The organism is Synechococcus sp. H60.1 (genome assembly GCF_047462335.1).
Lineage (GTDB): Bacteria > Cyanobacteriota > Cyanobacteriia > Thermostichales > Thermostichaceae > Thermostichus.
In genome coordinates this window covers 1-13671 of sequence record NZ_JANSJA010000088.1, presented here as the reverse complement: position 1 = coordinate 13671, position 13671 = coordinate 1, and the positions used below count along the sequence as shown (strand labels likewise).

Below are 13671 nucleotides of genomic sequence, written 5' to 3'. Positions count from 1 at the left end.
TATCTCCTCTAAGTAAGATAAAAACTCGCCGGGAGTCAGGGGTTGGGGAGGGTTGGTGAAGGGACTCATGACGCATCTCCTGGCTTTTGGTTACAGGCAGGGGACTCCTGTAGGTTCCTAGTCTACCCAGCTCGAAGCACTTGCCCAGAGGACAGGAGTCTGGCAGAAGCTGCCCATCCTCGTTTTCGATAACCAGTGGCTCTCTATCAAAGGCGGGGGAGCCTGTAGGTTACCACCCAACAGGAGAAACGGAAGCTCTGTTCGCTGAAGGTCAAAACCTATGGGCGGTACAAGATTCGAACTTGTGACCCCTTCCGTGTGAAGGAAGTGCGCTACCACTGTGCTAACCGCCCTTACGTTCCACTCTAGCAACTGCTAGAGCTGGACTACTATCTTACACGATCGCACCGCCGCTGCACAGCCGGTTGGCTTGAGAAGTTGAGCTGGAGGTTTGACTCCGGCTGGAGATGGCCGGGATCCCGCTTGGGGGCTACAGTGAGGGACAGAGGCTGGGGGCACTATGGCCTACTTACCGACCGAAGAGGCAATTGCTCTGCTTATCGATTTGGCAGAACGGGGCGAGATTAACCCGTGGGATGTGCAGGTTATCGACGTCATCGATCGGTTTTTAGCCCGTATGGCTCCTGCTGCCAACAGTCATGACCTGTCGGAGTCGGGACAGGCTTTTCTCTATGCCGCTATGTTGGTCTATCTCAAGGCGATGGCGCTGTCAGAGCCGGAAGACGAAGAAAGTGAGGAGACCAGCCCGGTGGAGTTGGAGGAGGATCCCTGGCCCAGTTGGTCGTTGGCCCAACTGGATCGCGTGTTGCAGCCCAGGGCCGTACCCCGCCTGAGTCGGACTCGGCCCATCACCCTCAAAGAACTGATCGGCCACCTGCAGGAGCTGGAGACCTTGCTGGAACAGCGCTTTGAGCCTGCCTCAAGGCCCCTGGCTCAACGGGTTTCTCGCAAGCAACCGCTATCAGCGATCGCTCAGTTGGCCCACCCAGAAAACCTCGTAGAGACCACTGCCGAGCTGGAATCCCTGCTTGCCCAACTTTGGCAACAGGGTATCGCCCAAATCAGCTTTGACGACCTGCAGCAATACTTTTGCCAAGAAAGCTCTATGAAAGGGAGTGGCGGGGCTTCTCACCCGATTCAGGTGTTCTGGTCGCTATTGCTCATGGCTTCTCGCTCGCAGGTGGAGCTTTACCAGGAGGAGTTCTACGGCCCCTTGACCATTCGTCCCTGCTCCAGGGAATCCCTGGTAGAATAGCTTCTACCCTGGGATCCCTTCCTGACTGCTTTCCATGAAGACTGCGGCTCAGTCGTGGTTGCCCTCCCGCTGACCCTCCACATCGCTCCGAGCCCGATCCGCCCGCTTGAGGTCTTCTCCGTTCAAGCGTAGGGGTAGCAAAGACTCCGCTTCGCTGTCACGGACGGCAGAGGTTTCCCGATCCAGGTAGTATTCTTCAAGGCGCTCGCTGCCGGGATGCTCTTCGCTGAGGGGCTCTGTGGCGCGAGGCGAAGGTGGGGAATGCAGTAACTCAGCAGGAGGACAATCCTCGGAAATAAGCAAATCCGAGGTGCTGAGCACCCCTTTCGGGATGGAGGAAAGGCGCTGGGCAACAGCTCCGATGCTCTCCAAACGAATCATCTCCTCCCAGGAGCAAATCTCCTCTTCGTCTTCCGTTTCGTAGCGAACCAGGATGGTATCCCCTTCGATATCGAGGATCTTGGCTCGTTCCAGCCAGCGTCCCTGATCGCGCAGGTAGATCCACACATCCTTGCCTTCGCGGCTGAGTTGATAGATCCTACGATGAAGCACGGTCCCCTCCTGAGATGAAAGATCCGGGCGAACTGTTGTGGGGGTTACCCAGTTCATCCTTCCATCTTAGCGGCTGGATCCCCCCGCTGTATGCTTTTCGTGCGGCGGGATGGAGCCTTTAATCTGGTCTTAATCTGGAAGGGATCCGGAAAGGCCGTCTCTCCATGCCCCAAGCCGTTTCAGAGTACCCAATAGTGAACATAGATACGGAAAACCATGCGCATTGCCATTGTCGGGTTGGGGTTGATCGGCGGATCCCTGGCCCTCAAACTTAGCAAAGAAGGTTACCCCGTCTGGGGGATCAGCCGCAATCGGGCCACCTGTCAGGAGGTGCTGGAACGGGGAGCGCTGCAGGGCTGTGGAACCGATTTGGCCCAGTTGGCTGATTTCGATCCCCAGGTGGTGGTGATCTGTACCCCCCTGGAGCAGGTATTGGTCACGCTAGCGGCCTTGGTACCCCATCTATCGCCGCAGACGGTGGTGAGCGATGTTGGCTCGGTGAAGCAACCGATTGTTGCTCCAGCAACGGAGTTGTGGCCGCTGTTTGTTGGAGGTCACCCGATGGCCGGCAAGACGTTGCAGGGCATCCAGGCGGCAGAAGCCAGCTTGTTTCTGGGGCGGCCCTATGTACTCACTCCTCTCCCCCAGACGCAGCCGCAGGCGGTCGAGGCGATGAAAGAACTGGTGACAGCGGTTGGCGCAGAAGTTGTCCTGGCCGATCCGGAACGCCACGACCAGGCGGTGGCCTGGATCAGCCATTTGCCGGTCATGATCAGCGCCGCTTTGATTGCTGCTGTCGGCCAAGAGGAGGATCCCGACATTCTGGAATTGGCCCGCACCCTGGCCAGCAGCGGGTTCCGAGATACCAGTCGTGTCGGTGGCGGGATCCCGCAGTTGGGCCTAGAGATGGCCCGTCACAACCAGCAGGCGCTCCTGGCTGCCCTGCGCGGCTATCAAGTCCAGTTGGGGAAAATAGAGCGGCTGATCGAGGGCGAACGGTGGGAGGAGCTGCTACAGGTGCTGCAACGAACCCGGCAAGAATGGCAACAGTTCCGGGTCAATCAGACACCGTCCTAAGCGGCTACCTGTAGCTGCTGTAGAGGATCCCTGGCTCGACTTTGCCACTGCTCATTGGTGCCTTATTTTCCTTCGCAGAGATTTCTAGGGTAGGAAACATACTAGAGTAGGTGGACTAGCGATCAAGGCCTGTGAGCACCCTCCTTGCTGAAGATGACATCCTTTACCGCCAACATGTGCACAGTCTGCTGATGCAGCATCTGCCGCAGTTTGGCCCGGTGTACATGGCCTCCAACGGCAGAGAGGCATTGGAGCTCTACCGTCAGCACCGTCCCAACTTTCTTTTGTTAGACATCCGCATGCCCGAGATGAGCGGGATCGAGGTGGCTCGACAGGTTTGGTCGGAGCAACCCAGTACGCGCATCATTTTTTGGTCCCACTTTGCCGATGAGGTCTATGTGCGGGAGCTGCACAAGATCGTGCCGCCGCAAACCGTCTATGGCTATCTCCTGAAGAATTGCACCGACGAAAAATTGGTCAGTGCCATCCAGGCCGTGGTGCAGGATGAGCAATGTGTGATCGATCGAGAGGTGCGAGGGGTCGATTCCCGTTCGCAAAACAAAATTACCGGCCTCAGCGATGCTGAGTACGAGGTGTTGATCGATATTGCCCTCGGCCTCACCGATCAAGCCATTGCCGCACGGCGGTTTTTGTCGCGGCGAGGGGTGACCAATCGTCTGCGCAATCTCTACGACAAGCTTGAGGTGAGCAACGACCAAATTGAGAGCGAGGAGTGGGGCACAACTTTTAGCTTGCGGGCCCGCGCCATTCGCCTTGCCTTCAAGCGGGGTCTGATCAACGCCCAACTCCTGGATGAGGAGGAGGTGCACTTGGATCACTGGCTTAGCCGCTACCGCTTAGAGCCTTTGGATTAGTATCCAACCGGATAAAAAAAAGGAGGGGCTTGCTCGGATGCCTCCAGAGGCTTGGCTTTGTTTTGCCCCTGCCCAGAAGCTGTGCTGGGGAGGGCAATTGGCACCTCGATCATCCGCTCCGGTACCAGAGGCACCATGTCGGAGCGGTCGGCGATCTCCCGCAAGGAATTGGCGATGGACTCTTGGGTGAGGAGAAACTGTCGTTCGTTGCGCTGCATCTGCTGCCACACTCGGTAGCGCTGGCTCCACCGGCTTTGGGTATGCACCGTCCAACTGTACACACTCAGCACCGACAATCCCGAGACGAGGGCCATGCCGGTGGAGATCTGCTTCCACCAGATCAGGTGCTCTCTCCAGGCGGGATCCCGGCTAGGGGGATAGGCTGATTTCGAGGGTTGGGGGCGACTGGTTCTGACTTTGCCGGCGGGGAGGGGCGGAGTAGTCCTTGGATGGGGACGAGGGGCCAAGGTCGCGGTTTTGCGCTGGACAGGGAGAGAACTGCGGCCAGGGCCCGCATTCAAAGTCTGGCTGACCATAGAGTTTGCACCTCACACACCAAGAAATTGCTGCCAACTGGGCCTCACTTTATCCGATCCCTACGCACCTCAGAGGGCCTCCAGGGGGCAGGGCGGCAACTTAGCTGCTGCGGGCAGCCACTCGCAGTTTGGCAGAGCGGGCGCGGGGATTGCGTTGCTGCTCCAGCTCGGAAGGGCCCAGAGGTTTGGGGGTGAGCACCTGCCAGCGGGGATCCCGGCGAAAGGCCCATTTCACTAGGCGATCTTCCAGGCTGTGGAAGCTGATTACAGCCAATCTGCCGCCGGGTTTTAGCCAATTGGGAGCCTGCGCCAGCAGGGTTTCTAGGGCCTCCAGCTCTCGGTTGACGGCAATGCGCAGGGCCTGGAAGACTCGCGTGGCTGGATGGATGCGACCTCGCCGCGCTGCCGGCGGCACTGCCTGCCAGACCACCTGAGCCAGTTGGGTGGTGGTGAAAAGGGGGCGGGATCGTTCGATGTGGTGGGCAATGCGGCGGGCAAAGCGCTCCTCGCCATAGCGGACAAAGATGTCAATCAAGTCTTCGACTGGCCGGCAATTGACCCAATCGGCGGCCGTTTCCTGACTGGCGGTGGGATCCATGCGCATATCCAGCGGCCCCTCAGCGCGAAAGCTAAAGCCCCGCTCGGGGCAGTCCAGTTGGGGCGAGCTCACTCCGAGGTCGGCCACGATGCCATCGAAAGGGATCCCCTGCCCTTGTTCATCCCGGAAGCCGTGCCGCTGCAGATCAAAATCAGCGAAGTTGAGGTGCCAAAGCTGGATGCGCTCCTGGGGGATCCCTGCTGCGGCCAGACGCGCCTGGGCTGCCTCCAGAGCCGTCGGATCCCGATCCAGCCCCACCACGCGCTCTGCCCCCTTCTGCAGCAGCGCCAAACTATGTCCACCGCCACCTAACGTCACGTCCAAAAAGGTGCCACCCTGCTGAGGGTGCAGGTAGACCACCACTGCCTCCGTCAAAACAGACTCGTGGTGGTACAGAAGCATTTCCCCAAGCTGAGCTCTTGCCAAGTCCATAGGTGCAGGGGGTGGCTTTGATTCTTTCCCCGCTCAACGGGCCAGCTTTACCCATTGCAGGATCGGTAGGAAACTCTAGTACCATCAAACGCTAGCATTCACAACATAAGGGCCTGCAAAAAAAGGCCGAGGCCAGGCCCCGACCAAGGAATCCATGTTGTTAAGCTCATCCTCGGGGATAGGGTCGGCTGCCGTCAAAAGACGGGCTGTCTTCCAGTAGGTCAGGATCCTCTGGGTGCAAGGCCGACCGCCGGCAAGAGCAGGGCAGGTTTCAGCTTAACGTATGATTAAGAGGGCTTTTGTCTTTGTCTGTTGTCACGGCTGCTGTGCTGACCACTGCTTCTTCTGCCGACATCCTGACGCTCTCGCCCGCCCGCGGCCTGCGCGGTCAAGTGAGCATTCCCGGCGATAAGTCCATTTCCCACCGCGCCCTAATGCTGGGATCCCTGGCGGAAGGGGAAACCGTCATTCACGGGCTGCTGCTGGGGGAGGATCCCTGCAGTACGGCAGCCTGTTTTCGGGCCTTGGGGGCCGATATCCCAGAGCTCAACAGCGAGTGCGTCCGCATTCAAGGGGTGGGCTTGGATCGCCTGCAGGAGCCGGCAGATGTCTTAGACGCCGGCAATTCTGGCACCACCCTGCGCCTGATGCTAGGGATCCTGGCCGGCCAGGCGGGTCGCTTTTTTGCTGTTACTGGGGATCGGTCCCTGCGCTCGCGGCCTATGGGACGGGTGGTGGAGCCGCTGCGGCAGATGGGAGCGAACATCTGGGGGCGGGCGGGGGGCACCTTGGCGCCCTTGGCGGTGCAGGGGGGATCCCTGAGGGGGATCCATTACCACTCGCCGGTGGCCTCGGCCCAGGTAAAATCCTGTCTGTTGCTGGCGGGCCTGCTGGCGGAAGGCACCACGCAAGTTACAGAGCCGGCCCTTTCCCGCGACCACTCGGAGCGGATGCTACGGGCCTTTGGTGCCGAGATCCACGTGGATACGGCGGCGAAAACCGTGGCTGTGGTGGGAGGATCCCGCCTGGTGGGCCAGACAGTGCAGGTGCCAGGGGACATCAGCTCGGCGGCTTTCTGGCTGGTGGCCGCCTCGATTGTGCCGGAGAGCGAATTGCTGCTGCGGGACGTGGGCCTCAATCCCACCCGCACCGGCGTGCTGCAGGCGTTGCAGGAGATGGGGGCCGATATTTCCATTGAAAACCGCCGGGAAGTTGCAGGTGAACCCCTGGGGGATCTGCGGGTCCGCTCGGCTCGCCTGCGGGGCTGCAGCATTGGTGGCGATCTCATTCCCACGCTAATCGACGAGATCCCGGTTTTGGCGGTGGCGGCAGCCTTTGCCGAGGGGACTACGGTCATTCGCGATGCAGCGGAATTGCGGGTCAAAGAGAGCGACCGCTTGGCGGCCATCGCCCAGGAACTCAGCCGGATGGGAGCCCAGGTCACCGAATATCCCGACGGCCTGGAAATCCAAGGGGGGATCCCTCTGCAGGGGGCCGAAGTGGACAGCCATGAGGATCACCGCATCGCCATGAGCTTGATGGTGGCTGCCCTAGCCGCCCAGGGATCCACCACCCTTCGAGGGGCTGACTGTGCCCGCATCTCCTACCCCGACTTCATCCCCACCCTGCAGCGGCTGATCAACCCTTCGTCCGTGTCCTAGCCAGCCCAGCACCAACCTTTGCCGATGTCAGACCAGCCCATCGCCATCGAACACCTCTGCTTCCGGGTTCCTCCCGGTGGCCAGAGGGCTTTTGTTCTGCAAGACGAGCAGGTCTGGGGGCCCGCCCTGCACCAACAGCCGGGCTTTTTGGGCAAAGAGGTCTGGCTTGACGCCGAGGATCCCGAACTTGTTCACCTCATCATTCGCTGGGCCAGCCGTGCTGCCTGGAAAGCCTTCCCCTCGGAGCAGGCAGAAGCTTTGGATCGGCAGATGCGGCCTTTTTATGTGCGCCTAGAGCAGGCCAGAGAATACCAGCTCTGGCAGCCCGACCTATTGGGAGAGGGACAAGCCTGATTAGGGGATCCCTTGGGTCTCAAAGCCCACCTCGGCAGCCGTTGAGTCGGCCCTAGCGGATGCCGCCGCCCGCTCTTGTTCCACCAACTCCCGCAGGCTGGGCATGGCCACCGCCAGAGCCCCTTCGCGCCGTTGCAGCCCGACCTCAAAAGTTTCCGGAGTCACGATCCCACCGGAGATGAGCATCTTAAAAGCATCCTCCACCGGCATGAACACCTCCACCACCTGGTCTTCCGGCACAATGGCGTACCAGCCAGTGGTTGGGTTGGGCGTGGTGGGCACGAACAGGCTGAGGGAGCGCTGCGGTCCATCCGGTCGAATGGGAGTTTGAATGACGCCCGTTACAAAAGCTAATGCCCAAACCCCAGGCCGAGGATATTCCACCAGCACCACCCGTCGAAAGCGTTGGTTGTTAGGGGCAAATAAAACGCTGACCAATTGCTTCAGGGTTTTGTAGACCAGCCCCGCTATCGGGATTGCATGGAGCAACTGCTCGCTCAGGTTGAGCAGCCACTGGCCGACAATGTTGCGGGCCATGAAGCCGATCAGCAGGATGAACACAACCGGTGTCAACAAGCCCACCGCCAGATCGATGAGGTTGATCAAAATGGGGTGCAGCCCCTGGATGGGATTAAACTGCTTGGGAATGCTGGTCAAAAAGCCGATGCTCCAGGTGGCCACCTCCACCGTCAGCCAAATCGTAGTTGCCAGAGGGATCACCACCAGCAACCCCGCCACGAAATAGTTCTTAAGATGCTGTTTCCATTGAGAAACCATGGTGAGGTCGTTCCATCAAGTCGTTAATGAGTGGACGCACCGAGCCGACGTAAGTGAGACTTGCAGATGGCAATCATCATACCTGCCTTCTGCCTTGCCCTCATGGGGGGCAGCCACAACCTGCTCGGACAAAAAACGGGCTGCCAAAAAGCGCGGAGCCCCAAACTTTCATGAGGCCGATAATGCTATCTTAGGTCAGTGTGAAACTTTGTAAAGGCAGGGATCCCGCCCGGAGGCGTTGTGGCCAAGCCCTGGGATAGTTCTGCCGAATGTCGTGTGGGAGGCCCCATGTCAGAGTCCGATTGGTTAGAGCACACCTGTCAGGTGGAGGTGCCGGTTCCCATCGAGCAGGTGTGGGAGCTGTGGGCCAACCTTGCCCTCATGCCGCGCTGGATGAAGTGGATCCGCTCAGTGGAATTGCTGGATCACGAGCTATCGCGGTGGACACTGGACACGCGCGGCTTTACCTTCAGTTGGATCTCCCGCACCCATACGGTGGTGAAGCATCAGCACATTGGCTGGCAATCGGTAGAAGGGCTTCCCAATCGGGGGGCGCTGCGGTTTTACGATCGCAAGGGCAGTACTATTGTCAAGCTGTCGGTGGCCTACAAGATCCCGGGACTCCTCGGCAAAATCTTGGACAGCCTGTTTGTGGGCAAAGTGGTGGAGAGTACCATTCAAGCCGACCTGGAGCGCTTCAAAGCCTATGCTTTGGAGCAGGCGGCGCGGGCCGCCGACAATGCCTCCACTGGCTAGCCTCGATCTTGCTGCAGTTTTCTGCTGCCCAGTCAACCGTTGCTAACCTTCCCTGTTGCCCAAGGTCTGCTTCATGTCCGATCCCTCCCTCGAGTCTGTCGTCGTTCTCTCTCATCAGCCGGTGGACAACCGCAACATTCGCTTCTCCCTGAAGCGAGACGATCTGGATCTGGATCAACTCCTAGTGTTGTTGAACCGCAACGCCTTTTGGGCCCAGAATCGCCGGCGGGAAGAGATGGAACGGGCCATCGCCCACAGCCACCCGGTGGTCAGCGTCTGGGACGGGGAGCGCCTCATTGGCTTTGGTCGCGCTACCTCTGACGGGGTTTACCGGGCTGTCCTCTGGGACATTGTGGTTGATCACGAGTATCGACGGCAGGGCATTGGGCGCAAGCTGGTGGAAACCCTGATCAGCCATCCCCACCTGCAGTCGGTGGAGCGCATCTACCTGTTTACCACCCATCAGCGTGGCTTTTACGAGCAGATCGGCTTTGTGGAAAACCCCAGCACCACTTTAGTTTTGTACGGTCGCTCGCCGGAGCTCTTGCTGACCCCTGCCGAACAGGCGCAGGCTTGAAAGGGGATCCCCGGGGCAAGGGGGAGGCGTGGGTGAGTGTATCTTGAACAACAGTGGGTTAGCTCGGCCTTGAGGAGAGGACGCGCTAGCCTAAAGCAAAAAGGGTGAGAGGGTGTACCTATGGCCAATCGCCTTGCCACGTGTTCCAGTCTTTACCTGCGCAAGCACGCCGAGAACCCGGTGGATTGGTGGCCTTGGATCCCGGAAGCTCTGGAGAAAGCCCGGGCTGAGGACAAGCCGATTTTTCTGTCCATCGGCTATTCCAGTTGCCATTGGTGCACCGTCATGGAGGGGGAGGCTTTTTCCAACCCGGAGATCGCCGCCTTCCTCAATGCCCATTTTTTGCCCATCAAGGTGGATCGCGAGGAGCGGCCTGATCTAGACAGCATCTACATGCAGGCGCTGCAGCTCATGAGTGGGCAGGGGGGGTGGCCCCTCAATGTCTTCCTCACGCCCGAGGACCTGGTGCCGTTCTATGCGGGCACCTATTTTCCGGTGGAGCCCCGCTTTGGCCGCCCGGGGTTTCTGACCGTACTGCAGCGCATCCTCCAGTTTTACCGCCAGGAAAAAGACAAAATCGAGACCATGAAGGGCCAAATCTTGGCGGCCCTGACCACCCTCAGTGACCTGGTGCCGGAAGACCATATTCCCCCTGATCTGTTGCGCTCCGGGATCCCCAAAATCCAACCTTTGCTGAGCAACGCCGGAGCGGTGCAGCAGTTCCCCATGATGCCCTACGCCCAGTTGGTGTTGCGCTCAGCTCGCTTCGACCCACCGGAAGGGATCCCTGGCTCGCCAACGGCGCTGGAACGGGCCAAGGAGCGAGGGATGGCCTTGGTGTTGGGAGGGATCTTCGACCATGTGGCCGGCGGGTTTCACCGCTACACCGTGGATCCCACCTGGACGGTGCCCCACTTTGAAAAAATGCTCTACGACAACGGGCAGATCTTGGAGTTTCTCTCTGAGCTGTGGGCCCACGGGATCCAGGATCCAGCTATCGAGCGGGCGGTGCGCCTGACGGTGGAATGGGTGGCGCGGGAGATGACTGCCCCTGCCGGATATTTCTACGCTGCCCAGGATGCCGACAGCTTTGCCCGGGCGGAGGACGACGAGCCGGAGGAGGGCGAGTTCTACGTTTGGCGCTGGCAGGAGCTGCAGGATCTGCTGGATGAAGCAACCTTCCGCGCCCTGCAGCAGGCTTTTTTCTTGTCGCCCAATTTCCCCGACCGGCCCGGCTGCATCGTCTTGCAGCGCAAACAGGGGGGGGAACTGCCGCCGGAAGTAGAGACCGCCTTGACCACCCATCTGTTTCAAGCCCGCTACGGCTCCACAGAGCGGAGAACTCCCTTCCCACCTGCGGTAGATGCCCGCTCGGCCCGCCAGCAATCCTGGCCAGGACGCATTCCGCCCGTCACTGATACCAAGATGATCGTCTCCTGGAACGGCCTGATGATCTCCGGTCTGGCACGGGCCTACCAGGTGTTTGGCGACGAGGATTATCTGCAGTTGGCCCTGCGGGCTGCCCAATTCATCCTCAGCCAGCAGCGCCACCCCCAGACGGGATCCCTGCTGCGGTTGAACTACGATGGCACAGCCCAGGTACCTGCCCAATCGGAAGATTACGCCCTGCTGATCAAGGCCCTGTTGGATCTGCACCAGACCTGCCTGCCGCTGGGGGGGGATCCCAGCTCCCAGGACTGGCTGGAGGCCGCCATTCGGCTGCAGCAGGAGATGGACACACGACTGTGGGATGAGGCCAGAGGGGGGTACTTTGTCAGCGACGCCCAAAGCGCCCCTGAACTGTTGGTGCGGGAGAAAGAATTTCAGGACAACGCCACGCCCGCGGCCAATGGGGTGGCTATCGCCAACCTGGTGCGCCTGGCTGCCATCACCGGAGATCTGGACTACTTGGAGCGGGCAGAGCAGGCCCTGAAAACCTTTGCCCATGTCATGAGCACCCAGCCGCGCACCTGCCCCAGCCTCTTTGCCGGCTTGGATTGGTACAGCAACTGGGTGAAAGCAACCCTAGAGGCCGAGCACATTGCTGCGCTGCAGCAGCGCTCTTGGCCCACCACTGTCTTCGCCCTGCCCACGGAAGCGGAGCCGCTGCCAGAAGGGGCGCTAGGCTTGGTGTGCTGGGGCAGCAAGTGTCTGGCTCCGGCCAGCTCGCTGGAACAAATCCAGTCCCAGATTAGCAAGGGCCAGAACCGGGCCTACTGACAGCGGTTCAGCCTTCTCCAGAACAAGCCGGGATCCCTTCTGCTCTACCCAAGCCGCTACGGCTTAGCTCTGGTTCTCCACCCCAAAAAACTCGATGCGGTAGCTCTGGATGCGGGTGCCGGTTTGCCGCTCCACCTGGGCCAGCAGCTCCGGCGGCAGCTCCACATCCACGTCCAGAATGCGGTTGCTGTCCAGGCAGTTGACATGGCTGTGAGGATGGGTACGATTGCCGTAGCGGCGCCCATCGGCGCGATCCAGGCACTCGATAATGTTGTGGCTGGCCAGGGCCTCCAGATTTTGATAGACGGATGTGTGGCCAATGGGCTTGCCCTGCCGATTGAGGCGATCGTAGATCTCTCGAGCGGAAAGGTGCTCGCCGCATTGCCACAGCAGTTCCAAAATATAACGACGCTGCCGGCTAAGGCGCAGATTGCACTCCCGGCATCGCTCCAAAGCAGCTTCCAAAGAGTCTACAGGGCGAGGCATGGGCAAACCTCAAGTCATACCGAGTCTGAGATAGCCAGTTGCTCATTTGTACTAGTCTAACATTTGCAAGTCGAAGTTTCTGAAGATTTGTTGCAAAATCTCCGCTGGCATAGACCTCTCCAAGCAGTGTGCAGAAGAAGTGGGGTCAATTATTGACGATATCCCTTCTACAATACCGCTGGGGTGTTGAGGAGAAGCAGGATGCGGCGGCGCCAAATGATCTTGGGCTTGTTGGGACTAGCCGGCAGCAGTGGATTGGTGGGGGCCTATTGGGCCAGTCGGCAGCGTCCTACTTCGGTACCTCTGTCCGCAGTGGTGGGAGGGGCGGCGCCCCCTACCCCTCGACCTACGCCCACGGTTGTCCCCCATCCAGAAGCTCCCCAGGGCCTTTACATCCCAGCCCGCCGCGACCTCCGCCTAATGGTGCTCAGCGACCTAAACGGCATCTACGGCTCGGTGGACTACGACCCAGAGGTGGATCGGGCTATCCGCCTCATCCCCTACTTCCAGCCGGATATCGTCTTGGGCGGAGGGGACATGGTGGCCGGGCAAGATCCCCGCCTCTCGGAGGAGCGCATCCGTGCCATGTGGGCAGCCTTCGACCGGCATGTGGCCGGCCCGCTTCGTGCTGCCAAACTGCCCTACGGCTTCACGCTGGGCAACCACGATGCGTCCTGTGCCCGCACCACGCGGGGCGGTTTTCTCTTCCAAAAAGAACGGGATCTGGCCCGCGAGTTTTGGAACGACCCGGCCCACGATCCCGGTTTGAACTTTGTGGATCGAGGCGACTTTCCCTTTTATTACACCTTCGAAAAAGACGGGGTGTTTTACCTAGTCTGGGACGCCACCTGCAACTACATCCCGCCGGAACAGATGGCCTGGGCGGAAGCAGCACTGGCCAGTGAACGAGCCCAGAAGGCCAAGTTGCGCATCGTCATCGGCCACCTGCCGCTTTACGCCATCACCGTCGGGCGTGACGATCCGGGAGAAGTGCTGCTAGAGGCAGACGCCAAACGGGCCCTGCTGGAGAAATATCGCGTCCACACTTACATCAGCGGCCACCACCACGGTTACTATCCCGGCCACAAGGGACAACTGCAACTGCTCCATTGCGGCATTCTTGGCGCCGGCCCCCGCCCCCTCCTGAATAGCCCCCTGCCTCCCCGCAAGACTCTCACCCTCATCGATGTGGACTTCGACACTCCGGAGGTTACCTACTACACCACCTACCACATGCGGGATCTGAGCGTGATCGACCAAGCCGAGCTGCCCCGCTTCATCACCGGCCACAACGGCCTGGTGCTGCGCCGCGATGTTAACTGGGACAACCTCACCCCCGAAGAAATCGCCACCTGCCGCGCCCGCATCGGATCCCTGTGCCACGATTGACCGGAAAAAAGTGGTGCAGGCCCCAGCATTTATGCCCGGGGATAAGCTACTTAACGTAAGGTGCGGAATTCCCCACGGTCTATACGGTGGGGATGGATAGCACCC

The 13671-nt window shown here is 60.0% G+C and carries 13 protein-coding genes, 1 tRNA gene and 1 pseudogene; 9 read left to right on the top strand and 6 right to left on the bottom strand.

What is annotated here, in order from left to right:
- Positions 1-281 precede the first annotated feature (281 nt).
- Positions 282-353: transfer RNA gene (locus NW852_RS04965), tRNA-Val, on the bottom strand.
- Between the two features lie 167 nt (positions 354-520).
- Here NW852_RS04965 and NW852_RS04960 point away from each other — a divergent pair.
- Positions 521-1276 (top strand): segregation/condensation protein A, encoded by a 756-nt coding sequence (locus NW852_RS04960; protein ID WP_414365619.1) that lies wholly within the window; start codon positions 521-523, stop codon positions 1274-1276.
- 258 nt (positions 1277-1534) lie between these two features.
- Here the strand turns inward: NW852_RS04960 and NW852_RS04955 are convergent.
- Positions 1535-1828 (bottom strand): annotated as a pseudogene (locus tag NW852_RS04955) (DUF6679 family protein); the annotation flags it as partial.
- A 216-nt stretch (positions 1829-2044) separates the two neighbouring features.
- Here NW852_RS04955 and NW852_RS04950 point away from each other — a divergent pair.
- Together NW852_RS04950 and NW852_RS04945 are read left to right on the top strand one after the other, a co-directional pair.
- The gene (locus NW852_RS04950) at positions 2045-2905 is read left to right on the top strand and encodes a prephenate/arogenate dehydrogenase (protein ID WP_414365618.1); all 861 of its coding nucleotides are present in this window, start codon (positions 2045-2047) and stop codon (positions 2903-2905) included.
- Positions 2906-3036: 131 nt separating this feature from the next.
- A complete protein-coding gene (locus NW852_RS04945) occupies positions 3037-3780 on the top strand; it encodes a response regulator (RefSeq protein WP_414365617.1) in 744 nt (247 codons plus the stop codon).
- Here NW852_RS04945 and NW852_RS04940 read toward each other — a convergent pair.
- Together NW852_RS04940 and rsmH are read right to left on the bottom strand one after the other, a co-directional pair.
- A complete protein-coding gene (locus tag NW852_RS04940) occupies positions 3777-4316 on the bottom strand; it encodes a hypothetical protein (RefSeq protein ID WP_414399171.1) in 540 nt (179 codons plus the stop codon). The two genes, NW852_RS04945 and NW852_RS04940, sit on opposite strands and share 4 nt — an antisense overlap.
- A 100-nt stretch (positions 4317-4416) precedes the next feature.
- Entirely contained in the window at positions 4417-5346 is a 930-nt protein-coding gene (gene rsmH, locus NW852_RS04935) for a 16S rRNA (cytosine(1402)-N(4))-methyltransferase RsmH (protein WP_414365615.1), read from the bottom strand.
- Between the two features lie 326 nt (positions 5347-5672).
- Between rsmH and aroA the strand changes: the two genes are divergently transcribed.
- Positions 5673-7007, top strand: coding sequence for a 3-phosphoshikimate 1-carboxyvinyltransferase (aroA, locus tag NW852_RS04930; RefSeq protein WP_414370989.1), 1335 nt, complete (start codon positions 5673-5675; stop codon positions 7005-7007).
- 24 nt (positions 7008-7031) lie between these two features.
- Positions 7032-7361, top strand: coding sequence for a TIGR03792 family protein (locus NW852_RS04925; RefSeq protein WP_414365614.1), 330 nt, complete (start codon positions 7032-7034; stop codon positions 7359-7361).
- Here the strand turns inward: NW852_RS04925 and NW852_RS04920 are convergent, their stop codons facing one another.
- Positions 7362-8138 carry a DUF502 domain-containing protein gene (locus NW852_RS04920; protein WP_414365613.1) on the bottom strand — a complete coding sequence of 259 codons (777 nt, stop codon included), beginning with the start codon at positions 8136-8138 and terminating at the stop codon, positions 7362-7364. It abuts the gene before it with no gap.
- 288 nt (positions 8139-8426) lie between these two features.
- Between NW852_RS04920 and NW852_RS04915 the strand changes: the two genes are divergently transcribed.
- The 3 genes from NW852_RS04915 (at position 8427) to NW852_RS04905 (ending at position 11691) form a co-directional block, all read left to right on the top strand.
- Positions 8427-8894 carry an SRPBCC family protein gene (locus tag NW852_RS04915; RefSeq protein WP_414370970.1) on the top strand — a complete coding sequence of 156 codons (468 nt, stop codon included), beginning with the start codon at positions 8427-8429 and terminating at the stop codon, positions 8892-8894.
- Positions 8895-8967: 73 nt separating this feature from the next.
- Positions 8968-9471 (top strand): GNAT family N-acetyltransferase, encoded by a 504-nt coding sequence (locus NW852_RS04910; RefSeq protein ID WP_414365611.1) that lies wholly within the window; start codon positions 8968-8970, stop codon positions 9469-9471.
- A 120-nt stretch (positions 9472-9591) separates the two neighbouring features.
- A complete protein-coding gene (locus tag NW852_RS04905) occupies positions 9592-11691 on the top strand; it encodes a thioredoxin domain-containing protein (protein ID WP_414385936.1) in 2100 nt (699 codons plus the stop codon).
- A gap of 63 nt (positions 11692-11754) precedes the next feature.
- On the opposite strand, the gene NW852_RS04900 is transcribed toward NW852_RS04905, so the two are convergent.
- Complete coding sequence (locus NW852_RS04900; protein ID WP_414332551.1) at positions 11755-12177, bottom strand: Fur family transcriptional regulator; 423 nt, start codon at positions 12175-12177, stop codon at positions 11755-11757.
- 201 nt (positions 12178-12378) lie between these two features.
- Between NW852_RS04900 and NW852_RS04895 the strand changes: the two genes are divergently transcribed.
- On the top strand, positions 12379-13566 hold the full coding sequence (locus NW852_RS04895; protein WP_414365608.1) for a metallophosphoesterase family protein: 1188 nt from the start codon (positions 12379-12381) through the stop codon (positions 13564-13566).
- Positions 13567-13671 lie beyond the last annotated feature (105 nt).